Here is a 22,979-nt window from a genome sequence, read left to right on the forward strand (position 1 = left end):
CCCAGGGTGCCTCGGCGTCGCCCGATTGCCTCAGGGGTCGAGCGCCCGGCAGTCGTCGGCCACCCAGCCCACGTCGACCGTCGCGCCGCGCTTCAGCGTGGCATGGCCTTGGGCGTTGGGCACCTTGACGATGAACTGGTCGTTGCCGCACAGGCTGATGCGGGTGCGGATGTGGTCGCCGAGGTAGATCAACTCCTCGACCCGGGCCGGAAAGATGTTGGGCAGGCTGCCCGCCTCGGGCGCGATGCGCACCCGCTCGGGCCGCAGCGACAGGGCGGTGCGGCTGCCCACGCCCTCCACATTGACGGCCAGCGCCTTGATGCTGGTCCCGTCGGGCAGGGCGACGGTGCACAGGCCGCCCTCGTCCATGCTCTTCACCTCGCCATCGAGGCGGTTGTTCTCGCCGATGAAGTTGGCGCAGAAGGTGTTGACCGGCTTTTCATAGAGCTGGTCCGGCTCGTCGAGCTGCTGGATCACCCCATCGTCGAACACGGCGATGCGGTTCGACATGGTCAGCGCCTCCGACTGGTCGTGGGTGACGTAGACCACGGTGACCCCGAGGTTCTCGTGGATGTGCTTGATCTCGAACTGCATTTCCTCGCGCAGGTTCTTGTCCAGCGCGCCCAGCGGCTCGTCCATCAGGACCAGATCGGGATCGAAGACCAGGGCCCGGGCCACCGCCACGCGCTGCTGCTGGCCGCCGGAAAGCTGGGCCGGCCGGCGGCTGCCCATCTCGGGCAGGCGGACCATCTCCAGGGCCCGGTTGACCTTCTCCTCGATGGTGGCGCTGTCGATCTTGCGCACCTTCAGGGGGAAGGCCAGGTTCTCGGCCACCGACATGTGCGGGAACAGGGCGTAGTTCTGGAACACCATGCCGATGCCCCGCTTGTGCGGCGGCACGTTGTTGATCGGCCGGCCATCGAGCAGGATCTGCCCGCGGGTCGAGGTCTCGAACCCGGCCAGCATCATCAGGCAGGTGGTCTTGCCCGAGCCGGATGGCCCCAGCATGGTCAGGAACTCACCCTTGGCGATGTCCAGGTTGAGGTTCTTCACCACCAGGGTTTCGCCGTCGTAGGTCTTCTGGACGTCCTTGAACTGAACGAACGGTTCTTCCTGCGGGTCTTCCTGTGCCATGCGGCTCCCTCGTCATGATGGCGGGCGGCTTTCGGACACGACACGCCCAGCCCGGGACCGTTTAAGGGACCTCGGTCGCTGATGCGTCGGCGGGCAAGCTGACGGTCTCCTCCCCTCCAGACGGGGCCGGTTCATGCCGCCGGCTTATTCAAGTCTGGCACCTTAAAGGCTAGCACGGCTGCTTCCGGGATTCCAACCCGCAACCTGGGAAATAGCCGGATTTTCCGTGCAATCCGTTGTTTTGAAATAATTTTTCGCCTCAGCTTTGGCCCGTGAAACGGCCCGGAGCATAGGGCGCGGGGTCGATGGGCGGGCGGTGGCCGGCGATCTGGGCGGCAATCAGCCGACCGGTCAACGGACCGGCGGTAAGCCCCGTATGGCCGTGCCCGAAAGCATAGAACACCCGCCGCCAGCGGCTTGAGCGACCAATCACCGGCAGGGTGTCGGGCAGGGTCGGTCGATGGCCCATCCAGCGGCTGGCCTCGCCATCCAGACCGCCCGGCAGGCCCGGCAGCAGGGTCCGCCCCCACTCCAGGAAGCGTGCCGCGCGGGCGAAATCGGGCGGCGCCGAGAGGCCGGCGAACTCCGCCGTGCCGGCCAGCCTGAGGCCACCGGCCACCGGCGTGGCGACCATCCGCCGCTCGGCCCACATCACCGGCCGCGACACCAACGTCCGGCCGCTGACCGCCTGCGGCGGCACCTGAAGATGGTAGCCGCGCTCGCTTTCCAGCGGAAAGCGCTCGCCGAGCAGGGCGGCGAGGCGCCCCGAATGGGCCCCGGCGGCGATCAGCAGGGTTTCCACCGGGATGTCGCCGATCGAGGTGAACAGGCGGCGCGGCGCCTCCGGCCCCGGCTCCAGGCCCAGCACCTCGGCACACTCGATGCGCCCGCCACGGCGACGCACCTCGGCCGCCAGACCGCGCACCAAGCCAGCCGGGCTGATCACCCAGGCGTCGTCGGGCATCCACAGGCCCTGCCCGAAAACCGAGCCGAGCCCCGGCTCCAACTCGGCCAGTCGCGGCCCTTCCAGGGCCTCGACGCGGACGCCCTGGGCCCGCCTCAGGGCCCAGATGCCCCGGTCGGCGGCCAGCCCGCGCTGCCCGTGGTAGACGTACAGAAAGCCGCCCGGACGGATCATCTCGCCCACCCCGGCCGCCTCGGCCAGCCCCCGGTGGGCCGCCACCGAGCCCCGCAGCAGCGCCGCCTGGGCCGCCGCCACGGCGCGCACCCGGGCCGGCCCGGCGGCCTTCAGGAAACGCCAGAAGAAGGGCAGGGCGCGCGGCAGATGCCCCCAGCGGACGACCAGCGGCCCTTCCGGATCGAGCAGCCAGGCCGGCACCTGACTCATGACACCGGGCAGGGCCAGGGGCTCGACGCTGCCCTCGGTGATCACCGCCGCGTTGCCGAACGAGCACCCCTCGCCCGGCGGCACGCGGTCGATCAGCCGCACCGGCCGCCCGGCGTTGAGCAGCGCCAGCGCCGCCGACACCCCGACGATCCCCGCCCCGACAATGGTCACCGTTCCGGTACCGCGGTCCATGCTCATTTCCTCGACATTCCGGCCCCTGAAACCCGGCCATGCGCCGCCAACGGCCCAGCCATGCATAAAGCCCGATTGTGGCCCAACCGGGCCCACCGTACATCAATGTCAAGAATAATGAACCCCGGCCAGATCCCGATCAACGGGACCCGGCGCCGGGCATCACAATGGGAAGAAACGTCATGACCGACAACCGTCTGGCACACGAGACCTTGACCATGGCCCAGGCCGACCTGCTGGCCCCCCTGGTCAACGCCATCGCCGAAGGGCTGATCGACGTGGTCGACTGGATCGGCCGCCGCCTCGGCCTGTAACACCGACCAAGCGAAAAGCGCGCGGCGGGGGATTGCCCCCGCCCGACCAACCGGGGTGGCGGCGCCACCCCGGCTTTTGCTGTTTGCCGAGGGCATCTTGCGTGCTTTGCGAATCACGCAGTATGCTCTAGACTCTTGATATTGCCGCAAATCGTCGTCCCGATCCGGTCCGGACCGCTCGGGATTTGCACTCGCCCAGCGGCCGCTTTTCCCGCCCCTGACTGGGGCAGGCGGGACAGACCCGCCCCGCAGCCGAAGAAGGTTCTTCCATGTCCACACCACGCTTCATCGTCGTCGAGGGCAACACCCGCGCCGCCTGCCAGGCCCTGGAGGCGTTGGGCGCCCACGCCTCCGCCGACCTCTATTGCAAGACCCTGGAGCGTCTCGCGCCGGGCTGCACCTGCGAGGTGGTGCGCCCGGCCGATCTCGACGCCGCCCTGCCCGAGGGCACCGCCCTGGCCCAGGCCGATGGCGTGGCGTGGACCGGCTCGGGCCTCAACGCCTACGATGACCGCCCCGAGGTGACCCGCCAGATCGAACTGGCGCGGGCCGTGTTCGCCGCCGGCGTGCCCTTCTTCGGCAGTTGCTGGGCCCTGCAGATCGCCGCCCTGGCGGCCGGCGGCAGCGTGATCGCCAACCCCCGCGGCCGCGAGTTCGGGCTGGCCCGCAAGATCGCCCTTTCCGAGGCCGGGCGGGGGCATCCGCTGTACACCGGCAAGGGGCCGGTGTTCGACGCGGTGGCCATCCACATGGACGAGGTGGAGAGCCTGCCCAGCGGCGCCACGGTGCTGGCCGGCAACGCCATGAGCCGCATCCAGGCAGCCGAGATCGTGCACGATCAGGGGGTGTTCTGGGGCGTGCAGTACCACCCCGAATACGACCTGAAGGAAATCGCCCGCATCACCCGGCGCTATGGCCGGGCCCTGGTCGAGCCCGGCTACTTCCGCGACGAGGCCGCCCTGGCCGCCTGGAGCGCCGACCTGGAAGCCCTGGGCGACGACCCGGCGCGGCTTGATCTGCGCTTTGGGCTGGGAGTCGACGACGACGTGCTCGACCCCACCGTGCGGTTGGCCGAGATCGCCAACTGGATGGCCCACCGGGTGACCCCCCGACTGGCCCAGCGGGGCGCCGCCTGAACGGCGCCACACCGCTTGATGTCGCCTGACTGATGTTGCCGGAACTGGGTGCCGTTTGAACTGGGTGCCGCCTGAACTGGGTGCCGCCTGAACTGGGTGCCGCCTGAACTGGGTGCCGCCTGAACTGGGTGCCGCCTGAACTGGGTGCCGCCTGAACTGGGTGCCGTCTGAACGGCGCCCCCCAGGGGAGCCGGCGGCCCCAGTTTGTGGCCCCAGTTTGTGGCGGCCCCAGTTGTGGCGGCCCCAGTTGTGGCGGCCCCAGTTGTGGCGGCCCCAGTTGTGGCGGCCCTAGTTGGCGGCGACCGCCATGTCGGGGTCGGGATGGACCACGATGCAGGCCTGCCGCCCCAGCCCCAGATCATCACAGGCGCGGTTGGCCTCGGCCCGGTTCAGGCCCATCACCCGGGCCCGGTAGATGGTGCCCCGGCTGGTCTGCCGCGGCGCGATCACCACGCTGTCCTCCGAGGTCATCGGGGCGAGCAGGCGGGCGTGCTGCTCGGCCACTTCCCGGGCCGCCTCCAGACGCCCGAAGGCGCCCACCTGGATCCCCCAACTGTCGGTCAGGGCGCTCAGCTCGGGGCCGGAGGAGACATCGCCCTGGCCGATCGGCTGGGTAAGCGCGCTGGCCAGCCGGATGTCCGGCTTGGGGGCCGGCAGCGGGGCCCGGGCAATGGCGTGGGACACCCGCGAGAAGCCGATGTCGAGCAGCTTCACCATGTGGGCGTCGCGGGTGTGCGAGGTGCGCCCGCCGAAGACCACGCCCACGATGCGCGAGTCGCCGCGCTGCGCCGAGGCGGCCAGATTGAAGCCGGAGGCCCGGATATAGCCGGTCTTCAGGCCGTCGGCCCCTTCGTAGGTCTTGACCACGTTGTTGTGGGTCTTGTAGGTGCGCCCGCCGTACGTGAAGCTGCTCATGCCGAAATAGTGATAGTACTGCGGGAAGTGGCGCATCAGGGCCATGGACAGCACCGCCATGTCGCGCGCCGTCGACTTCTGGCCCCGGTCGGGCAGGCCGGAGGCGTTGCGGAAGGTGGTGTTTTCCATGCCCAGGTCATGGGCCCGGGCGGTCATCACCTTGGCGAAGCGCCACTCGGTGCCGGCCAGGAACTCGGCGACCACGGTCGCCACGTCGTTGGCCGACTTGATGGCCAGGGCCTTGATCGCCGTCTCGACGGGAATCGTCGAGCCGGCCTTCACCCCCAGCTTGGAGGGCGGCTGGCCGGCCGCCCGGTCGCTGACGTGCATGCGGCTGGACAGGGTGGCACGGCCGTCGTCCAGCGCCTCGAACAGCAGGTAGAGGGTCATCATCTTGGTCAGCGAGGCCGGGTAGACCGGCGTATCGGCGTTGCGCGCCCGCAGCACCTGTCCGGTCTGGGCATCAACCACGATGGAGGCGTAGGTGCGCGCCTCGGCCGACCCCGGCGCGGCCAGCCCGATCAGCAGGACCATGGCCAGGGCGACGACCAGCCGACCGAGCCAGCCCGAGGCACCGAGGCGCCGGTGGCCTCCGGCCCGCCCCGCCGGGACGGCGCCGCCGCCGGGTGTGGCCGTGGCGATGGAACGGTGTGCCTGGAACCGGCTCTGCATACCCCGCCCCCTTGAAACCCATGGGAAAAACGTCACGCCGCGCGCCATCCCCGGCCGCGCCGGCGATTCGACCTTAAGGTCGGCAAATAAAGCCCTGGAAAAGGACAAGAATCACCAACGCATGAAGACCGACTCGGGACCAAGATAGTCCGAATGGGAAGCGCTTGTCCAGACACCCCCCGACTCGCGCCGACGATTTCCCGTCAGGCTCCCCTTGACAGTCGCCCCGGGGGCCCCCAATGTTAAGCTATATTGCAGCGCAACATGAGCCTCTGGCCCCGGACCGCACGCGGATCGGGGCGGTTGGCTTGCCTGCCCCCTGCCCCCAACACCAGCCGTGGGAGCTCACCATGTCCGACATCTCCGCCAAGCCGGCCAGTCCGGCCCGCAACCGCCGCAAGCCCGCCGCCAAGGCGGCCGCCACCCCCAACCGCCAGGACACCGCGTCCCAGGAGACTGCGACCCAGGAGACTGCGGCCCAACACAGCGCGCCCCAGGCCAAAGCCGACACCCCGCCCACCGTCGAGGTGATGGAAGAGGTGGTCGAGGTGTCGCGCGAGCAACTGGAAAGCGCCGTGCGCAGCGGCCGCGAGGTGGTCGCCCGGGGCTATCAGACCGCCGCCGGCCTGGGTTCGGAGCAGACCGCCGTGCTGACCCAGGTCGGCGACGACGCGGTGAAGAGCTACGAGGATCTGGTCGACCAGGGCCGCCAGACCATGGAGGCCTGGTTGCGCTCGGGCACCATCCTGGTCAAGGGCTGGCAGGACGTCGGCACCATGTGGCTCGACCTGACCCGGGAAACCCTGGACGACGGGGCCAACGTGTCGCGCCGTCTGGCCGGCTGCGTCGATCCGGCCGAGTTGGCCCAGCAGCAGCAGGCCCTGGTCCAGGAAAGCCTCTCCCGGGCGACCCATCAGGCCGGTCGCATCCAGTTGCGCAGCCTCGACGTGCTGGAAGACGCCATGGCCCCGCTGCGCCAGCAGATGGACGCCGCCTTCCGCACCACCCTGAAGCCGCTGATGTTCTGATCGGACCCGGCAAGCCAAGGGGGGCGTTGCCCCCTTTGGCTCCTTTTGGCGCTCTCAGCCGCCGTTGCCGGGCAGGCGCTCGATGTGGGCGCCGCAGGCGGCCAGCTTTTCTTCCAGCCGCTCGTAGCCGCGATCCAGGTGGTAGACCCGGTTGACCACCGTCTCGCCGCGCGCCGCCAGCCCGGCCAGGACCAGCGACACCGAGGCCCGAAGGTCGGTCGCCATGACCGGCGCCCCGGACAGCATGGGCATGCCACGCACGATGGCCGAGGCCCCGTGCACGTTGATCCGCGCCCCCATGCGGGTCAGCTCGGGGACATGCATGAAGCGGTTCTCGAAGATGGTCTCGGTGAGCAGGGCCGAGCCGCTGGCGGTGGCCATCAGGGCCATCATCTGGGCCTGCATGTCGGTCGGGAAGCCGGGATAGGGCTCGGTCATCACGTCGACGCCGCGAATCTCCGCCCCGTCGGCCCGCACCCGCAGGCGGTCGCCCTCGGCGGTCATCTCCACGCCGCTTTCCACCAGCACCTTCTCGACCGCCGTCAGCAGCTCGTTGGGCGCCCCCAGCAGGGTGACATCGCCCCGGGTGATGGCGGCGGCGACGGCATAGGTGCCGGCCTCGATGCGGTCCGGCACCACCCGATGGGTGATCCCGCCCAGCGCCGACACCCCGCTGACCTGCAGGGTCGAGGTGCCGATGCCCTCGATCCGCGCCCCCATGGCGGTCAGGCAGTGGGCCAGATCGCACACCTCGGGCTCCTGGGCGGCGTTGGCGATCAGGCTGTCGCCCTTGGCCAGGGCGGCGGCCATCAGGGCGTTCTCGGTGCCGCCCACGGTGACCTTGGGGAAGACCACCCGGTTGCCGGTCAGACCCTTGGGCGCGGTCGCCTTGATGTAGCCTTCCTCCAGCTCGATCTCGGCCCCCAGCGCCTTCAGCGCCTCCAGGTGCAGGTCGACCGGCCGGGTGCCGATGGCGCAGCCCCCGGGCAGCGACACCCGGGCCTCGCCGGCGCGGGCCAGCAAGGGCCCGAGCACCAGCACCGAGGCCCGCATCCGGCGCACCAGATCATAGGGCGCGGTGGTGCTGGTGATGCGTTTGGCGTGCAGGGTGCTGGCCGGCTCGTGGCCGTTCGGCGGCGCCACCGGGCTGACCGCGCAGCCATGCTGGGCCAGCAGGGTGGCCATGGTCCGGATGTCGACCAGATCGGGCAGGTTGGTCAGGGTCAGCGGCTGGTCGGTGAGCAGCGCCGCGGGCATCAGGGCGAGCGCCGCGTTCTTGGCGCCGCCGATGGGAATCTGACCTTTCAGCGGGGTGCCGCCGACGATACGGATACGGTCCATGGTGGGAGAAAGACTCTGATAAGGGCTGGAAGGGACGGCACAGGGTGGGCCCGCCGGCGGGCCGCTTGATGGCCCCATTGGGGCGTCTTGAAGGCGCAACAAGTTTAGGAGCGCGACAAGTCAGGGGGGCGGCGGCTTCAAAGGCGCGGCAGGGTCACCCCGCGCTGCCCCTGATACTTGCCGGCGCGGTCGCCGTAAGAGCTGTCGCACGGGCTGTCGGCCTTCAGGAAAATGAACTGGCAGGCCCCCTCGTTGGCGTAGATGCGGGCCGGCAGCGGCGTGGTGTTGGAGAACTCCAGCGTCACGTGGCCTTCCCACTCCGGCTCCAGCGGCGTCACGTTGACGATGATGCCGCAGCGGGCATAGGTGCTCTTGCCCAGGCAGATCACCAGCACGTCGCGCGGGATGCGGAAATACTCCACCGTCGAGGCCAGGGCGAAGCTGTTGGGCGGGATGGTGCAGACGTCGGCCTCGCGGTCGACGAAGGTCTGGGTCGAGAAGTCCTTGGGATCGACCACCGCCGAATCGACGTTGGTGAAGATCTTGAAGTGGTTGGAGACCCGGGCATCGTAGCCGTACGACGACAGGCCGTGCGAGATCACCCCGTCGCGCTTCAGGCTGTCGGTGAAAGGCTCGATCATGCCCCGGGTTTGGGCCATTTCCTTGATCCAGTGATCGGGCATGACCGGCATGGCGTCCGGGGCCTCCCTGGCCGTCTGATAAGGTGGATGGAGGATGTGGTCTTAGAACATCGGCGCAGGCGGCTCAAGCCACCCCGTGCGCCCAGGCCCCGCTTACCCCCGGGTTACCCCGAGTCGCCGTCCGTATCGGCCGCGTCGGCGTCGGCGCGGGCCCGGGCCTGTGCCTTGCGCCGCGCCAGGTTGTCCCTCAGGGCCCGGGCCAGACGCTGCTCGCGCCCCGGGCCCGAATCGCCAGAAGCTTGATCGGAAACGGTTTTGCCGGACGGCGGCGGGTCGGAATCGGGCATCGGGCGGGGTCGGCTCCCGGGCGCCGCCGGGCAGTTCCGGGCCGGCGCGAAAAAGGCGTTTGCCACAAGGCGCTTACCGTTCCTTAATGAGGGGCGCTGCAGAATGCAACGCTATCCGGCCCGAGGCCCCGAGACCTGCCCCTGACGTCAAGCCTGACGCCAAGGCGCGGCGCTCCCTTCGGATGCCAACCTCGGCAGATGCCACCGTCGGCAAAGAAGTTCGCGGAAAGAAGTTCGAGGCGAACCATGACGATCCTGTCCGGACCGGGCCGATCCCGGCGCCGGGGTGATGTGCCCGCCGGTCTCCACCGACCCGGGCCGGAGCACCCTGGCACGCAATCAGCCCTGCCCTCCTTGGGCCTGCCCTCCTTGGGCCTGCCCCCCGCGACGGCCGCGCTGGCCGTGCTGGTGGCGCTCGGACCGCTGGCGGTGCCAGCCCCGGCCAGCGCCCAGCAGTCCTTCTCGGGCAGCAACTACGGCTCCAGCCGCGCCCCGTCCAGCGGACCGGAAGACTACTTCGGCAGCGGCCGGGCGACGCCCACCGACAGCGCCGGCCAGCGCCCCTACCCGGTGACCGTGCCCGAGGCCGAGATGGCCCCCGCGCCGTATGCCTCCCAGACCGCCCCGCAATATTCCCCCCAGCCGACCCCGCTCGACACGGGCTCGCGCATCGTCACCCGGCCGGCACCGCCCCAGGCCGCCGCCCCGGCCTACCCGACCCAGCCGGCGACGCCCGCCCCCACCGCCCAGCCCTACCCCGCCACCGCCCCGGCGGCGCCCCAGAGCGCGGCGGCCCAGCCGCCCGACCCGGTGCCGAACAGCCTGGATGAGTGGTCGGTGCTGCTCGGCGCCGGCGGCAAGTACGCCCCGGTCTACCCCGGCGCCAGCGAGAACGAATTCAGCTTCCGGCCGATCTTCGATGCCCGGGTCGGCCGCTACCTGTTCGCCAACAACGAGCGCGGCGTCGGCGTCTACCTGACCGAGACGCCACGCCTGAGGGCCGGTCTGGCCGGCAATGTGGACTGGGGCCGCGACGAGGACGACGACAGCCGCCTGAACGGCATGGGCAACCTCGACGCCAGCCTGGAACTGGGCGGCTTCGCCGACTACCAGGTGGGCAAGAACCTGTGGCTGGGGGCCGACCTCAAACAGTCGGTGACCGATGGCGGCCATGGCGGCCTGCTGGCCAAGGGCCACGTGACCTACGAGGGGCAGACCGCCAACGGCCTGACCTTCTCGCTGGGCCCCCACGCCACCTGGGCCAGCCAGAGCTACATGGAATCCTACTTCGGGGTCGACGCCACCCAGGCCGCCAACAGCGGCCATCGCCTGTACGAACCGGGCGGCGGCTTCCGCGACGTGGGGGTGTCCGGCGAGGTCCGCTTCCCGGTCAGCGAACGGGTTCTGCTGGTCGGCGGCGGCGAGTGGTCCTACCTGCTGGGCGAGGCGGCGGACAGCCCGCTGGTCGAGGAGGAGAACCAACTCTCGATCTATGGCGGCATCGGCTACCAGTTCTGATGCCGTCCATCCGGCCCCCACCCGGCCGCCCACCCGGCCGCCAACGGGAGCGCCGAAAAAAGCCGTGAAACGGGGCCTTGCCAAGCCCGGCGGCCTGTGCCATAAACCGGCCCTCGCCGCGCCGGCGCCGCTATAGCTCAGGGGTAGAGCGCACCCTTGGTAAGGGTGAGGTCCTGTGTTCAAATCACAGTAGCGGCACCATCCCCCCGCCCTTCTGATGGGAAGCGGTGGGGATCGGAAACCGGCATCGGCAAGGCCAGATGGCCCCCCCCGGACAACCGACGGCCCTCCCGGACAGCCAAGGCCCCGGCCATCCAGGTCACAGGTCATCCAGGTCACAGGCCATCCAGGCCCCGGCCACCACGTCATGGGTTTTCAAACGGTCATGACCCCCACCTCGCGCCTGCGACGACGACCCAGCGCCCGCCGCTGACCCCGGTTCCCCGAGCGGAACCGGCTGTTCGTTCGTCGTCCCTTCGCCCGCGAGGCCCGTTCCGTGATGTCCGTGCTCTCCCCCGCCGCCGCGCCGCTCGCCCAGGCCCCTGGCGGCCACCTGATCTGCCACGAAAAACCCGAACACGCCGCCGCCATCGAGCACCTGCTCGATGCCGCCTTCGGCCCCGGCCGGCACGCGAAAACCTCCTACCGCTACCGGCAGGACGGTCCGCCGCTGGCCGAACTGTGCCTGATCGCCCTGGACGACAGCGGCCGGCTGGCCGGCACCGTGCGTCACTGGACGGTGGGGATCGCGGGCCCCACCTCCGATCCCGTGGCCCGGCAGGCCCTGCTGCTCGGGCCGATCGCCGTGCGCCCGGGCCTGACCGGCAGCGGCCTGGGCAGCGCCCTGATGCACACCGCCATCGCCAGCGCCCGCGAGCTGGGCCACCGGCTGATCGTGCTGGTCGGCGACGCCGCCTACTATGGCCGCTTCGGCTTCGGCCCGGCGGCCGACCTGGGGCTGGTCATGCCCGGCGAGAACCCGGAACGGCTGCTCGCCCTGCCCCTGGCGCCGTGCGATGCCAACGCGGTCAGCGGCACCCTGGTGCCCCTGGCGGGAGGCTGCCTTCGCCCCCTGACCGGGACGGCCGACGCGGCCTGAGCCCCCTTACCCGCCGCCACTCAAGGGATGGTGGGCGGTGACCAGCTGTTTCAGGCGCGCCTCCAGGACATGGGCGTAGATCTGGGTGGTCGAGATGTCGGCGTGGCCGAGCATCTGTTGCAGGCTGCGCAGATCGGCGCCATGGGCCAGAAGATGGGTGGCGAAGCTGTGCCGCAGAACGTGCGGCGACACCCCGGAAGGCGGCAGCCCGGCTTTCACGCACAGGGTCTTCAGCAGCTTGGCGAAGCCGTCGCGAGTCAAATGGCCCTCGGCGGCGGTTGAGGGGAACAGAAAGCGCGCCGCCTTGCCCGGGCTGTCCGGCAGATGGGCCGGGCGCACCTCGAGCCACGCCGCCACCGCCGCCCGGGCCGCCGGGGTCAGCGGCACCAGACGCTCCTTGTCACCCTTGCCGCGCACCCTCAGCAACGGCCGGTCGCGGGCCACCGCGGCCAGCGGCAGGCCGACCAGCTCCGACACCCGAAGCCCGCTGGCGTAGAGCAGTTCCATCAGCGCCCGACTGCGCGGCCCGTCCTCGGCGGCGGCGACGAGCAGGCGCTCCACCTCGGCCTCGGAGAGCACCCGGGGCAGGGTGTGGCGACGCTTGGGGCTATCGAGGCTGGTCGTCGGGTCGTCGCCGCGCACCGCCTCGCCAAGCAGGAAGTGGTGGAACTGGCGCAACGCCGACAACCGCCGGGCCTGGGTGCGCGGGGCCAACCCGCGCGCCGCCACCGAGGCCAGATAGCCGGCCACCTCGTCGGCCCGGGCGGTGCGCGCCGAGACACCCCGCCCGGCCAGATGGTCGCGGTAGTCGGAAAGGTCGCGGCGGTAGGCGTCCAGGGTGCGCGGCGAGGCCCCTCGTTCGGCGGCCATCATCTCCAGGAAGGCCTCGATCAGGGCGCCGTCGCCGGCCGCCATGGCGCTCAGGCCCCGGCGGCGCGGGCCGCCTCGATGGCCAGCCGGCGCCCGGCCGCCTCCAGGCCGACCTTGCGCAACGCCTCGATCACCGTCGCCACCACCGCCGGCTCGGCCCGGCCGCCCTCCGGCCCCAGGGCGATCAGGGCCAGGGCCACGGTCTCGCCGCGCCGCCCGGCGGCGGCGGCCCGGGCCAGATCGCCCAGCACCAGGGCCGAGGGCACCTCGGCCGGCTGCCGCTCGGCCGACAGGGTCAGCAGGCGGTCGCCGGCGGTCGGCATCTGGCCCACCGAGGCGAGCAGGGCGAGCAGGGTGGCGGCGGCATGGTCGGCGGTTTCCGGGGCGTGCGCGGTGGCCGTCTGCCAGTTCTCCAGGGCGTCCGGGGTCCAGTGCGAGGGCTGCCCGGCGAGCCGCGTGTAGGGCAACAGGCGGGCCGCGGCGTCGCGCGCCGTGTCGCGGGCCCGGGTCCAACTGCTGGCGGTGGCGAACCACGTCACCCCCAGGTCGGGCCGACCGGCGGCGTACAGCCCCTGGGCGATGGGCACGGCGGCCCAGACCAGATCGATGCTCGCCGTCAGTTCGGCCAGTTCGGGTTCCAGGGCGGCGGCCAGGGCATCGCCGGCCGGACTGCCGGCGGCGGCGGTCAGGGCCTTTTCCCACAGCACGGCACGCGGCGCCGGCAGGGTTTCGGCCCCCGCCCGCTGGACCAGGATGGCCCGCCCCCGGGACGTCGCCGGCACCGCTTCCGGGGCCATCTGGCGTTCCTCGGGGCTCAGCTCGACCATGCCGTAGAGGGTGCGCAGGCGGGCCGGGGCCAGCGCCCCGGCGGCCACCGCCCGTTCGGCCACGGCGAGCCGGCGCTCCGGCTCAAGACCCGGGTTCTCGGCAGCCAGGGCGAGCAACCAGCCGGGGGCCGCGAAGCCCAGGGCATCCTCGGGCAACGGCGCCTCAAGCAGGCGATAGAGCACCCCGTGCAACAGCGACGGCGCGGGCAGGCTGTCGGGCAGCGGCACCGACAGGCCGGCCAGCCGCTCGGCCAGGGCGAAGAAGGCGGGATCGTCCTCGCCCTGCTCGCGCAGCACGGCCAGGGCCAGATTGGCCGGCGCCTCGTTGCCTTCGGCCAGGGCGCAGACAGCGGCCAGCTTCTGCCAGAACGGCTCGGCCCGCCGCGCCGCCCCGGCCAGCCGGCAGGCCGCCTCGGTCTGCCCGGCGGCCAGACGCGCCTCGACCGCCGGACGGGCCAGCGGCCCCTCCTGGGTCCCGGGCACCACCTCGCTCAGACGCACCGCCGCCTCGGCATCGCCCAGACGCCACAGCGCCGTGACCCGGGCCGCCATCAACAGCCCCTCGTGGCCCGGGCCGTTTTTAGGCGCCCGGGCGGTGGACAGCAGCAGGGACCGGGCCAGGTCCAGGCCGGCGGCCGAACTGCGCCCGGGCAGCAGGGCGACCAGCCGTTCGGCCACCGGGCGGGTGGTGCCGGCCCACAGATCGGCCCCCAGACCGCCGGACCCGGGATCGAGCACCCCCCGGGCATCGGCCCCGACGCCGGACAGGGACTCTTCCTCGATGCCCTGCGGCGCCCCCTTGGTCGGCGCCGGACTGGCGGCCGGCTCATCGGCCGGCGACATGGGCAGGCGCAACAGCGGTACCGGGCCCTGGTCGCCGCCGCTTTGGGCCAGGGCCGGCGTCGCGGCGATCAGGCCAAGGCTGGCCGACAGGCCAAGAGCCAGGACGAAAGAGAGCTTAGCGGTCGGTGAACCGCGCATGCGGGATGACCTCCTCGGTCGGGGTGGCCGGGGCCGGCATCTCCCAGGTGGCCAGGAAGACGCCGCCCGCCACCAGGGCGACCAGGACCATGAGGGCCAGGATCTTGGTCAGGGTTCGCAACGGCCGGGACTCCCTGGAAAGCGTTTGCGAAAAAAGCCGGAACTCGCGGGCCCGACAGACACTTCGACCGCCGGGGTCGAAGACCGTACTGACCGGCCCGCGAAGTATGCTATGGTCGAAAGGTGACGGTTTTTTGGCCGCCAACCCGACCGGCTCGACACCGGCCGGGGGCAGTCTAGCCAGCCCGCCCGGCTGGCGCAACGCGCGCCGGCCCGCCCGGCCCACTCAGGAGCCCCGGTTTCCCGCCCGCCCCATGTCGCTTTCCGCCGCCCCCTCCCCTCCCGCCACTCCCTCCGCCGAGCCGCGCCCCCTGCCGGCGACGGTGGTCCTGATCGGCCTGATGGGCGCCGGCAAAAGCTGCATCGGCCGCCATCTGGCGCGCCGGCTCGACGTCCCCTTCGTCGATGCCGACCGCGAGATCGAGGAAGCCGCCGGCTGCTCGGTGGCCGACATCTTCACCTTCTACGGCGAGGCCGGCTTCCGCGACGGCGAGCGCCGGGTGATGGCCCGCCTGCTGGCCCAGCCACCGTGCATCCTGGCCGCCGGCGGCGGCGCCTACATGGACCCCGAAACCCGCGCCCTGATCGCCGGCGGCGCCGTCTCGCTGTGGCTGAAGGCCGACCTCGACCTGCTCGTCTCGCGCACCGAGGGGCGCACCCACCGGCCGCTGCTCAACCAGGGCAATCCCCGCGAAACCTTGCGCCGGCTGATGGAGATGCGCTATCCGGTCTACGCCGAGTGCGACCTGGCGGTGACCACCAGCGACGAACCCCCGGGCCGCACCACCGCCCGCGTCCTCGCCGCCCTGGAAGACCACTTCGGCCACCCGCTGCTCACCCCGAGCCCCGCCGAAAGCTGACCGCCCCGCCCATGGACGCCCCCTCCACCCCGCCGGGGATCGACCGGCTCGACCTCGACCTCGGCCCGCGCAGCTACCCGATCCTGGTCGGCGACGGCCTGATCGAGCGCGCCGGCGCGCTGCTGCGCGACCGCCTGCCGGCCCGGCGCGCCTTCGTCATCACCGACGAGAACGTCGCCCCGATCCACCTCAACCCGCTGCTCAAGAGCCTGCAAGCCGGCGGCATCGAGGCCCCGCATCTGATCCTCAAGGCCGGCGAAAGCACCAAGTGTCTGGCCGTGCTGGAAGAGGTGCTGGAAACCCTGATCGCCGTGCGCACCGAGCGTTCGACCACCCTGATCGCCCTCGGCGGCGGGGTGATCGGCGACCTGACCGGCTTCGCCGCCGCCGTGCTGCTGCGCGGCGTGCCCTTCGTGCAGATCCCGACCACCCTGCTGGCCCAGGTGGACAGCAGCGTCGGCGGCAAGACCGGCATCAACAGCCGCACCGGCAAGAACCTGATCGGCGCCTTCCACCAGCCCCGGGCCGTGCTGGCCGATACCCACACCCTCGACACCCTGCCCCGGCGCGACCTGCTGGCCGGCTACGCCGAGGTGGTGAAAACCGCCCTGATCGGCGATGCCCCCTTCTTCGCCTGGCTGGAAGCCAACGGTCAGGCCCTGCTCGATGGCGACGGCGCGGCCCGGCGCCACGCCGTGCTGACCAGTTGCGCCACCAAGGCCCGCGTCGTCGCCGCCGACGAACGCGAGGCCGGCCAACGCGCCCTGCTCAACCTGGGCCACACCTTCGGCCACGCCCTGGAGGCCGAGGCCGGCTTCGACAGCGGCCTGCGCCACGGCGAGGCGGTCGCCATCGGGCTGGTCATGGCCTACGACACCTCGGTCCGGCGCGGCCTGTGCCCGCCCCAGGCCGCCGAGCGGGTGCGCGCCCACCTCAAAAGCGTCGGCCTGCCGACCCGCCCCGGCGACATCCCCGGCATCGACTGGCCCGGCGCGGACGACCTGGCCCGCCACGTCGCCTTCGACAAGAAGGTGAAGGACGGCCGACCCACCTTCGTGCTGGCCCGCGACATCGGCGACACCTTCCTCTCCCAGGACCTCACCCCGGCCGACATCGAAACCGCCTTCGCCGGCTGAGGGGACCACAATCACCAGATCGGGGGCTTCGCCCCCGAGCCCCCACGCCATCAGGTTGGGGGCGTTGCCCCCAAACCCCCACCGGGGGATCGAAGGCGATCCCCCGGACCCCCTCCGGTCGTTGGAGCGGAACGAACGCTCGGCATCGAACGTGAGAGGGGTTGGTTGCAGGCCAGCTTCGCTGGCCTGCGAAACCAAACACCCCTGGAAAGCACAAGCCCCGTACATCGCGGATGTCGGTCGCGTCTTTTCCGCAGGCCGGCCTGCACCAAGGAAATGGCGGGGGTCCGGGGGACCGCCTTCGGTCCCCCGGCGGGGGGTTGGGGGCAGCGCCCCCGTGACACCGCTTTGGGGGCAGCGCCCCCATGGCAGCGCAAGGCGGCTTTTTTCCTGCCCCGGATCGGGCCATATTGGCGCCTGTCCTTATCCCCTTCCCTTTCGTCCCCTTCCCATTCGGATTCAGGCGCATGATCACGACCGCCGTGGCGATTCTTTTTCTGTTGGTGTTGTCGGCTTTCTTCTCCGGCTCGGAGACGGCGCTGACCGCCACCTCGCGTCCGCTGATGCACGAGCTGGAGCGGCGCGGCAACGTGCGGGCGGGCACGGTCAACCGGCTGATCGACAATCGTCAGCGGCTGATCGGGACCATTCTTCTGGGCAACAACCTGGTCAACATCCTGGCCTCGGCGCTGGCCACCAATCTGATGATCCAGTTGTTCGGCGATTCCGGGGTGGCCTACGCCACCCTGGGCATGACCCTGCTGGTGCTGATCTTCGCCGAGGTGCTGCCCAAGACCTATGCCCTGACCCACACCCAGAGCATGGCGCTGGCGGTGGCTCCGGTGATGCGCGCGGTGGTGGCGGTGCTGGGGCCGTTCTCGATCGTCATCGAGGCCCTGGTCCAGTTGACCATGAAGGTGTTCGGCACCGATACGCGGCGCGATCACACCGCCGCCACCACCCTGGCCGAGCTGCGCGGCGCCATCGAGATGCACACCCGGGCCAGCGAGGAGGAGGAGTCGGAGAAGGACGCCCGTCAGGAGCGGGCCATGCTGCGCAGCGTGCTCGACCTGGGCGACGTGGAGGTGAGCGCCATCATGGTCCACCGGCACAGCGTCTCGTCGATCGACGCCGACCTGCCCAACGAGGAGATCGTCAATCAGGTGCTGGCCAGCCCCTACACGCGCATTCCCCTGTGGCGCGAGCGGGCCGACAACATTGTCGGCGTGCTCCATGCCAAGGCGCTGCTCAGAGCGGTGAAGGCGCATCAGGACGATCTTTCCAGGCTCGACCTGATGGCGGTGGCGGCCGACCCCTGGTTCATCCCCGACACCACCCGCCTGCTCGACCAGTTGCAGGCCTTCCGGGCGCGGCGCGAGCACTTTGCCCTGGTCGTCGACGAGTACGGCACCCTGCAGGGCGTGGTCACCCTGGAGGACATCCTGGAGGAGATCGTCGGCGACATCTCCGACGAGCACGACATCGCCGTGCCCGGGGTGGTGGCCCAGGCCGACGGCAGCTATCAGATCGCCGGCGAGGTGACCCTGCGCGACCTCAACCGCCAGTTCGACTGGGGGCTGCCCGACGAGGACGCCGCCACCGTCGCCGGGCTGGTCCTCAACGAGGCCAGGACCATCCCCCAGCCGGGTCAGGTGTTCCTGTTCCACGGCTTCCGCTTCGAGGTCCTGAAGCGCCAGCGCAACCGCATCACCTCGCTGAAGGTGACCCCGCCGGCCGCCGACGGCACCCCCTCCACCCGCAACTGACCCCCTTCACCCGCACCCGACCCACCCCTCCCGCGCCCCAGACCTACCCGTTCGGCCCACCCCGACCTACCCGGCCAAGCGACTTGACCCGGGGGGCGGGCATGGGCCACTCTCGGCGCGCCGCCGCGGGGGCCTGTTCAACGTTTACGACAAGCGGCGCCGAAGAGCTTTCCCTGGGAGGAAGAAGACCGTGAAGCGCAAGCTGGTGCCCGACATCATCCAAGGCCAGACCGTCCACACGGTGGCCCCCGACCTGCCGGCGGTCGAGGCCGCCCGCAAGATGAGCGAACATCGCATCGCCGCCCTGGCGGTGATGGAGAACGCGCGGCTGGTCGGCATCCTGACCGAGCGCGACATCACCGCCCGGCTGGTCGCCCTGGGCAAGGACCCGGCGACCACCCCGGTCGGCCAGGTGATGACCGAAAGCCCCGACACCCTGCCCCCCGACGCCCTGGCCACCGAGGCGCTGAACATCATGCGCCAGCGCGGCTATCGCCACATTCCGGTGATGGACGGCGAGACGGTGGTGGCCATGCTGTCGATCCGCGACCTGAACATCGTCATCCAGGAGGCCCTGGAGCGCGAGCTGGCCGAGCGCGACGCCTACATCTTCGGCGACGCCCAGTAGATCGGCGGGCGGCCATGCCCCTGCCCACCGCCGCGCCCCGGCGCGCCATCCACACCCGGGCCATCACCTGCCAGGCCTTCCAGCGCCAGGACGGCCTGTGGGACGTGGAAGGCCGGCTGACCGACACCAAGACCTACGGCTTTCCCAACAAGGACCGGGGCGAGATCGCCGCCGGCGAGCCGGTGCACGACATGTCGGTGCGTCTGACCGTGGACACCGACTTCCACATCCGCGAGGTGGTGGCGGTGACCGACGCCGCGCCGTTCACCATCTGCCCGGCGATCACCGGCGCCTTCCAGAAGCTGGTCGGGCTGTCGGTCGGCCCGGGGTTCAATCGCGAGGTGCGGCGCCGGCTGGGCGGGGTGGCCGGGTGCACCCATCTGGTCGACCTGCTGGGCCCGATGGCGACCACGGCGCATCAGGCCATCTGGCCGTTCCGTCAGGCCCGGCCGGAGGACCCGCCCGGCGAGTCCACCCCCGGACGGCGACCGCGCCACCTCGACACCTGCCACGCCCTGGCCAGCGATGGCCCGGTGGTCAAACGCGACTGGCCCGAGTTCTATACCGGCGGCGATTGAGCACCTCCGGGCCAAACCGCCGGCCCCCCTGGCGCCCCATTCAGGGCCTTGCGCGAGGGTATCGGGTGGGCTAGGTTCCCTGCCCGCGTCGGCCGCTGCATATCAGCCCGACGCGCGTGGAGAGGTGGCCGAGTGGTCGAAGGCGCACGCCTGGAACGCGTGTATACTCTAACCGGGTATCGTGGGTTCGAATCCCACCCTCTCCGCCAGCTTTCTTGATATCTCACGCAAGCCCACTTGGCGGGCCGCTCCGATGGGGCGGGCTTCGCCCGGCGCCCGGTCGGGCGCTTGCTTCGGGTTTGGACTTCGTCCCGCTCCCTCCGCCAGCACCTTGTCCGTGGGTGTCCATGACCGTCCGCGAGAGGGGCCAAAATCCGTGAAAAATCCGATCTGATTGTCCGTGGCCCTCCGGCCCAATCCGCGTCTTCGTGGTGGGTAGGCACGGATAGAGATCACCGCCCAGGTCCGGGCCGACCAGATTAATCCGCTCGCGTTTCCGGTCATCGCCAATCCCGGCGACACCACGTCACAAACCCATCCCGAGACCCGCTGGACCTTGGTCGGCTCCCTTGACAAAGGCCGCCCCGGGCGGCACTGAAATCTGTCGGAAACGAAACGCCACAGCCTGGGACTTCATCACGGGCCTCATCCAGCCGCCCGTCGTGACGATGAACCGTTGGCCTTGTCGGCGTGCGCGGGAGCCCGATGGGGGAGTGTCCGGTTCCATCGCAAGGGCATACGAAGCAGGGAACGAGCGATGTCGACCGCGTGGTCTCGGGAGGCTTACATCAAGAGCTACCGCTTTGCCGCCGCGGCCCATTGGAATGAAAACCTGCGGCAATGCGTTCCTGGCACTGATTTGCCCTACCTGATGCATCTCAGCTTCGTGGCGATGGAGGTGCTCGCGGCCCTCTCGGTCGAAAGCGGTCACGACGGGGACATGGCCATCCAGTGCGCGCTGCTTCACGACACGATCGAGGACACGGCGATCAGCCATGGTGATCTGGTCGCCGAGTTTGGGCAAGTGATCGCGGATGGCGTTTTGGCCCTCACCAAGGACCCGGCCATCGGTCGGGACTTGCCCAAGGCGGAGCGAAAAATCCTCCAGATGGAGGACAGCCTGGAGCGGATCAGGCGTCAGCCGAAAGCGGTCTGGATGGTGAAGATGGCCGATCGGATCACCAACCTCCAACCGCCTCCAGCTCACTGGTCTGGCGAGAAGATTGTCGCCTATCGAGACGAGGCGAAGGGCATTTTGTCCGCGTTGCGGGACGGCAGCCCTTATCTCGAAAAGCGGCTGGCGGCGAAGATCGATGCCTACCCAAATGGCGTGACGGCGTAGTCGCGCCGGAAACAGGTCATGTCTCGCGGGCTCCTCCCGTTCGCCCCCGTCGACTGGCTCCCTCGGCCTCCAGAGACCGTCCGATCCCAGGCCCACCCCCTCCGCCATTATCTTGTAGCGAACCCGAGATGAGGCTCCCGTTGGGGGCTTTTTTTCAAAGGCATCTAAGTGCCCATTGGCCTTCATTCTGTGCTATTCTTGCACAAGAGGGAAAGGAAAGCCTGCGACGATCCACCACAGCTAAAACGGCTTCTCCGCATGATGCCCCGAGCAAACAAGCGCCCCCCTCACCCACGGCGGCGACACCACTCCAGGGGACAGCATCTTTGAGTATGCGTTTCTCTCCAAAAGAAGTGCTTCTCGCCCTTATCATGGCTGAACCACGTTCGACCAGCCAGGCGCCACGCGACGCACGCGGCGTTTACGGCCTCGTAGACCATCATGGTGATCTTCGATACATCGGGTCGACCAGCTCGGCGGGCCAAACACTCTATCAACGGATCCATCAGCGGCACCGCACAGGCTCCGAAGGCATGAGCCACTACTTCTCGCAAATGTACAACACCGGGCGGATGCGGCGCGACCGTAAGGATTCACTGACTAAGGCTGATGGTGATATTGCCAAGAGACTGCGCAACGAATTCGTGGCGGACCACTGTCACGCAGTATGGGTGACTTTGCCCGACACATTAGATATCGCCCGGCTGGAGGCTGAGATACTGTCCGAAGCACCCGACGATGCGATTGCGTGGAACCGACGCCGCATGGAGCCCTACGAAGAACCTGTCAAACTGGTTGATGCCACAATACGGCGCCTTGGATGGGGAGACCAAGAACTCGCTGCCATTGAAAGACAGCGCAAACGCTTTCTTGCCACGGGAGCCGTTACGTTAAAAAAGCGGGTATCGGAGCCTAGGTCTAATAGAGGGTCGTGCGCTCCTTTTCCAACGGGCCCGTTTCGGTTCTTTGCGCTGGATGTCGAGACGGCGACCCATGATCGCGCCAGCATATGTCAAATTGGCGTCGCATGCGTTCGACCCAACGACACAATCGAGATTTGGAAAACCTTCATCAATCCTAACGTGGATCACTGGGCCTTTACCTATCTACATGGGATAAGCGCCCGTACCGTAGAGAGTGCCCCGAGCTTTTCAGAAGTCCTGCCTGTTCTGTGGGATGCACTCCATGACGCGACGGTCTACCAGCATTCCAGCTTTGACCGCAGCGCGATTATTGCCGCTTGTGAGAAATCCGGCTTGGCGATCCCGAAATGGGACTGGCATGACAGCGTTCGCGTCGCTCGATCCGCCTGGCCGGAGTTGCAAGGTAACGGCGGCCACGGGCTCGCAAGCCTCAAGCGCCATCTAGGTCTCGTATTTGACCATCATGACGCTGGGGAAGATGCTCGGGCAGCGGCAGAGGTGGTTCTCTGCGCTGAGCGCGCTCATTCCGTTCGGCCCCTTGATCCTGCTCGAACAGACCTGACCATGAATTGCGACGATGCCAGTTTCGATGCGATCCGGGAGAGGGACGACATACAGGCGGTTGGGGCTGCACATGCATTCGCACCAAACTTAAAAGAACCTGACCGCCCCGCCTATTCTTCTTGTCAATTCTGAGAAACTCAAATTGCGCAATCGAACATTGACCATAGCCACATTTATTTAAGTGGCATTTTCGATATTTTTCCCGCTGATGCAATAGGCGGATCGAACCGCGCGTTGGCCGCAAAACGCGAGATTGCCATAGATTGGGGCGGCACTGAAGATGTCATAACTGATCTTGACGGTGCCAAACGGCTCTTCCGTAAACGCGGCTGGATCCGTCGATTTTTCGAACAGAATGGCGTTCGCGCTGGAGACATGGTCACTGTGGAAGAGATCGCGCCATATCGATATCGGGTCGCCGTTCAGCGGCGCCCATAGCTCCGGGTTATGTCCACCTCGTCTGCCTGAGGTGCCATTTTCGGAAAGAGGAAAGGCCCATGGGGCAATCATCGACCGCGAAGCCGGCTAAGCGCACAGGCGGCCGTCGGCACGTAAGACGGACCAGACACCACTTTGACTTGAGACGCCGATAGCTGGTGGGCTAAGAGCCTGATCGGAAAAGAGTTGAGTGATTTCAGTCGGTTGTGATTCGATGGGTGGTGTCTAGGCATCCATGGAGCACAACATGTGGACCGAAAT

General features: G+C 69.4%; 22 protein-coding genes and 2 tRNA genes. 14 read left to right on the top strand and 10 right to left on the bottom strand.

Going from position 1 to position 22,979, the window contains the following annotated elements; genetic code table 11:
* Window positions 1–30: 30 nt before the first annotated feature.
* Both BLR95_RS11785 and BLR95_RS11790 read right to left on the bottom strand, forming a co-directional pair.
* The gene (locus BLR95_RS11785; RefSeq protein ID WP_092620221.1) at window positions 31–1,134 is read right to left on the bottom strand and encodes an ABC transporter ATP-binding protein; all 1,104 of its coding nucleotides are present in this window, start codon (window positions 1,132–1,134) and stop codon (window positions 31–33) included.
* A 259-nt stretch (window positions 1,135–1,393) separates the two neighbouring features.
* Window positions 1,394–2,674: an NAD(P)/FAD-dependent oxidoreductase gene (locus BLR95_RS11790; protein ID WP_176787813.1), complete on the bottom strand. Its 1,281-nt coding sequence runs from the start codon at window positions 2,672–2,674 to the stop codon at window positions 1,394–1,396.
* A gap of 182 nt (window positions 2,675–2,856) precedes the next feature.
* Between BLR95_RS11790 and BLR95_RS16260 the strand changes: the two genes are divergently transcribed.
* Entirely contained in the window at window positions 2,857–2,988 is a 132-nt protein-coding gene (locus tag BLR95_RS16260) for a hypothetical protein (RefSeq protein ID WP_281241297.1), read from the top strand.
* 269 nt (window positions 2,989–3,257) lie between these two features.
* Window positions 3,258–4,124, top strand: a complete 867-nt coding sequence (locus BLR95_RS11795) for a type 1 glutamine amidotransferase (protein WP_092620226.1) — start codon at window positions 3,258–3,260, stop codon at window positions 4,122–4,124.
* Window positions 4,125–4,412: 288 nt separating this feature from the next.
* On the opposite strand, the gene BLR95_RS11800 is transcribed toward BLR95_RS11795, so the two are convergent.
* Window positions 4,413–5,711 carry a D-alanyl-D-alanine carboxypeptidase gene (locus BLR95_RS11800; RefSeq protein ID WP_092620229.1) on the bottom strand — a complete coding sequence of 433 codons (1,299 nt, stop codon included), beginning with the start codon at window positions 5,709–5,711 and terminating at the stop codon, window positions 4,413–4,415.
* Window positions 5,712–6,061: 350 nt separating this feature from the next.
* On the opposite strand from BLR95_RS11800, the gene BLR95_RS11805 reads away from it, so the two are divergent.
* Complete coding sequence (locus BLR95_RS11805) at window positions 6,062–6,739, top strand: phasin family protein (RefSeq protein ID WP_176787815.1); 678 nt, start codon at window positions 6,062–6,064, stop codon at window positions 6,737–6,739.
* A gap of 54 nt (window positions 6,740–6,793) precedes the next feature.
* Here BLR95_RS11805 and murA read toward each other — a convergent pair whose 3' ends face one another.
* The 3 genes from murA to BLR95_RS11820 all read right to left on the bottom strand — a co-directional run bounded on the left by murA (window position 6,794) and on the right by BLR95_RS11820 (window position 9,068).
* Window positions 6,794–8,080, bottom strand: a complete 1,287-nt coding sequence (gene murA / locus BLR95_RS11810; protein ID WP_092620235.1) for a UDP-N-acetylglucosamine 1-carboxyvinyltransferase — start codon at window positions 8,078–8,080, stop codon at window positions 6,794–6,796.
* Window positions 8,081–8,217: 137 nt separating this feature from the next.
* Complete coding sequence (dcd, locus tag BLR95_RS11815; protein ID WP_092620238.1) at window positions 8,218–8,772, bottom strand: dCTP deaminase; 555 nt, start codon at window positions 8,770–8,772, stop codon at window positions 8,218–8,220.
* Between the two features lie 113 nt (window positions 8,773–8,885).
* Entirely contained in the window at window positions 8,886–9,068 is a 183-nt protein-coding gene (locus BLR95_RS11820; RefSeq protein ID WP_092620241.1) for a hypothetical protein, read from the bottom strand.
* Between the two features lie 369 nt (window positions 9,069–9,437).
* Here BLR95_RS11820 and BLR95_RS11825 point away from each other — a divergent pair, with 369 nt between their 5' ends.
* The 3 genes from BLR95_RS11825 to BLR95_RS11835 all read left to right on the top strand — a co-directional run bounded on the left by BLR95_RS11825 (window position 9,438) and on the right by BLR95_RS11835 (window position 11,685).
* Window positions 9,438–10,586: a MipA/OmpV family protein gene (locus BLR95_RS11825; RefSeq protein WP_143130992.1), complete on the top strand. Its 1,149-nt coding sequence runs from the start codon at window positions 9,438–9,440 to the stop codon at window positions 10,584–10,586.
* Window positions 10,587–10,712: 126 nt separating this feature from the next.
* Window positions 10,713–10,787 (top strand) — tRNA-Thr (locus BLR95_RS11830).
* A 298-nt stretch (window positions 10,788–11,085) separates the two neighbouring features.
* On the top strand, window positions 11,086–11,685 hold the full coding sequence (locus tag BLR95_RS11835) for a GNAT family N-acetyltransferase (RefSeq protein ID WP_092620247.1): 600 nt from the start codon (window positions 11,086–11,088) through the stop codon (window positions 11,683–11,685).
* A 6-nt stretch (window positions 11,686–11,691) separates the two neighbouring features.
* Here the strand turns inward: BLR95_RS11835 and BLR95_RS11840 are convergent, their stop codons facing one another.
* The 3 genes from BLR95_RS11840 to BLR95_RS15820 are packed head-to-tail and all read right to left on the bottom strand — an operon-like array spanning window position 11,692 to window position 14,484.
* Complete coding sequence (locus BLR95_RS11840) at window positions 11,692–12,600, bottom strand: site-specific tyrosine recombinase XerD (protein ID WP_092620250.1); 909 nt, start codon at window positions 12,598–12,600, stop codon at window positions 11,692–11,694.
* A 5-nt stretch (window positions 12,601–12,605) separates the two neighbouring features.
* Entirely contained in the window at window positions 12,606–14,363 is a 1,758-nt protein-coding gene (locus BLR95_RS11845; RefSeq protein WP_092620253.1) for a hypothetical protein, read from the bottom strand.
* Window positions 14,341–14,484 carry a hypothetical protein gene (locus tag BLR95_RS15820; RefSeq protein WP_176787817.1) on the bottom strand — a complete coding sequence of 48 codons (144 nt, stop codon included), beginning with the start codon at window positions 14,482–14,484 and terminating at the stop codon, window positions 14,341–14,343. The genes BLR95_RS11845 and BLR95_RS15820 overlap by 23 nt, the downstream gene beginning before the upstream one ends.
* A 253-nt stretch (window positions 14,485–14,737) precedes the next feature.
* Here BLR95_RS15820 and BLR95_RS11850 point away from each other — a divergent pair, with 253 nt between their 5' ends.
* The 8 genes from BLR95_RS11850 to BLR95_RS11885 all read left to right on the top strand — a co-directional run bounded on the left by BLR95_RS11850 (window position 14,738) and on the right by BLR95_RS11885 (window position 22,412).
* Window positions 14,738–15,343 (top strand): shikimate kinase, encoded by a 606-nt coding sequence (locus BLR95_RS11850; RefSeq protein ID WP_092620256.1) that lies wholly within the window; start codon window positions 14,738–14,740, stop codon window positions 15,341–15,343.
* Window positions 15,344–15,354: 11 nt separating this feature from the next.
* Window positions 15,355–16,479: a 3-dehydroquinate synthase gene (gene aroB, locus BLR95_RS11855; protein WP_092620258.1), complete on the top strand. Its 1,125-nt coding sequence runs from the start codon at window positions 15,355–15,357 to the stop codon at window positions 16,477–16,479.
* A gap of 467 nt (window positions 16,480–16,946) precedes the next feature.
* The gene (locus BLR95_RS11860) at window positions 16,947–18,245 is read left to right on the top strand and encodes an HlyC/CorC family transporter (RefSeq protein ID WP_092620261.1); all 1,299 of its coding nucleotides are present in this window, start codon (window positions 16,947–16,949) and stop codon (window positions 18,243–18,245) included.
* Window positions 18,246–18,435: 190 nt separating this feature from the next.
* Entirely contained in the window at window positions 18,436–18,873 is a 438-nt protein-coding gene (locus BLR95_RS11865) for a CBS domain-containing protein (RefSeq protein ID WP_245689483.1), read from the top strand.
* A 14-nt stretch (window positions 18,874–18,887) separates the two neighbouring features.
* Window positions 18,888–19,451, top strand: coding sequence for a DUF2889 domain-containing protein (locus tag BLR95_RS11870; protein ID WP_092620264.1), 564 nt, complete (start codon window positions 18,888–18,890; stop codon window positions 19,449–19,451).
* Window positions 19,452–19,569: 118 nt separating this feature from the next.
* A tRNA-Ser gene (locus tag BLR95_RS11875) sits at window positions 19,570–19,660 on the top strand.
* Between the two features lie 548 nt (window positions 19,661–20,208).
* Window positions 20,209–20,793, top strand: coding sequence for an HD domain-containing protein (locus BLR95_RS11880; RefSeq protein WP_092620267.1), 585 nt, complete (start codon window positions 20,209–20,211; stop codon window positions 20,791–20,793).
* 533 nt (window positions 20,794–21,326) lie between these two features.
* Window positions 21,327–22,412, top strand: coding sequence for an exonuclease domain-containing protein (locus BLR95_RS11885; RefSeq protein WP_218119544.1), 1,086 nt, complete (start codon window positions 21,327–21,329; stop codon window positions 22,410–22,412).
* A gap of 45 nt (window positions 22,413–22,457) precedes the next feature.
* Here the strand turns inward: BLR95_RS11885 and BLR95_RS15925 are convergent, their stop codons facing one another.
* Window positions 22,458–22,790: a hypothetical protein gene (locus BLR95_RS15925; protein ID WP_218119545.1), complete on the bottom strand. Its 333-nt coding sequence runs from the start codon at window positions 22,788–22,790 to the stop codon at window positions 22,458–22,460.
* Window positions 22,791–22,979 lie beyond the last annotated feature (189 nt).

This window comes from Roseospirillum parvum, from assembly GCF_900100455.1.
Taxonomy (GTDB): Bacteria; Pseudomonadota; Alphaproteobacteria; order Rhodospirillales; family Rhodospirillaceae; genus Roseospirillum; species Roseospirillum parvum.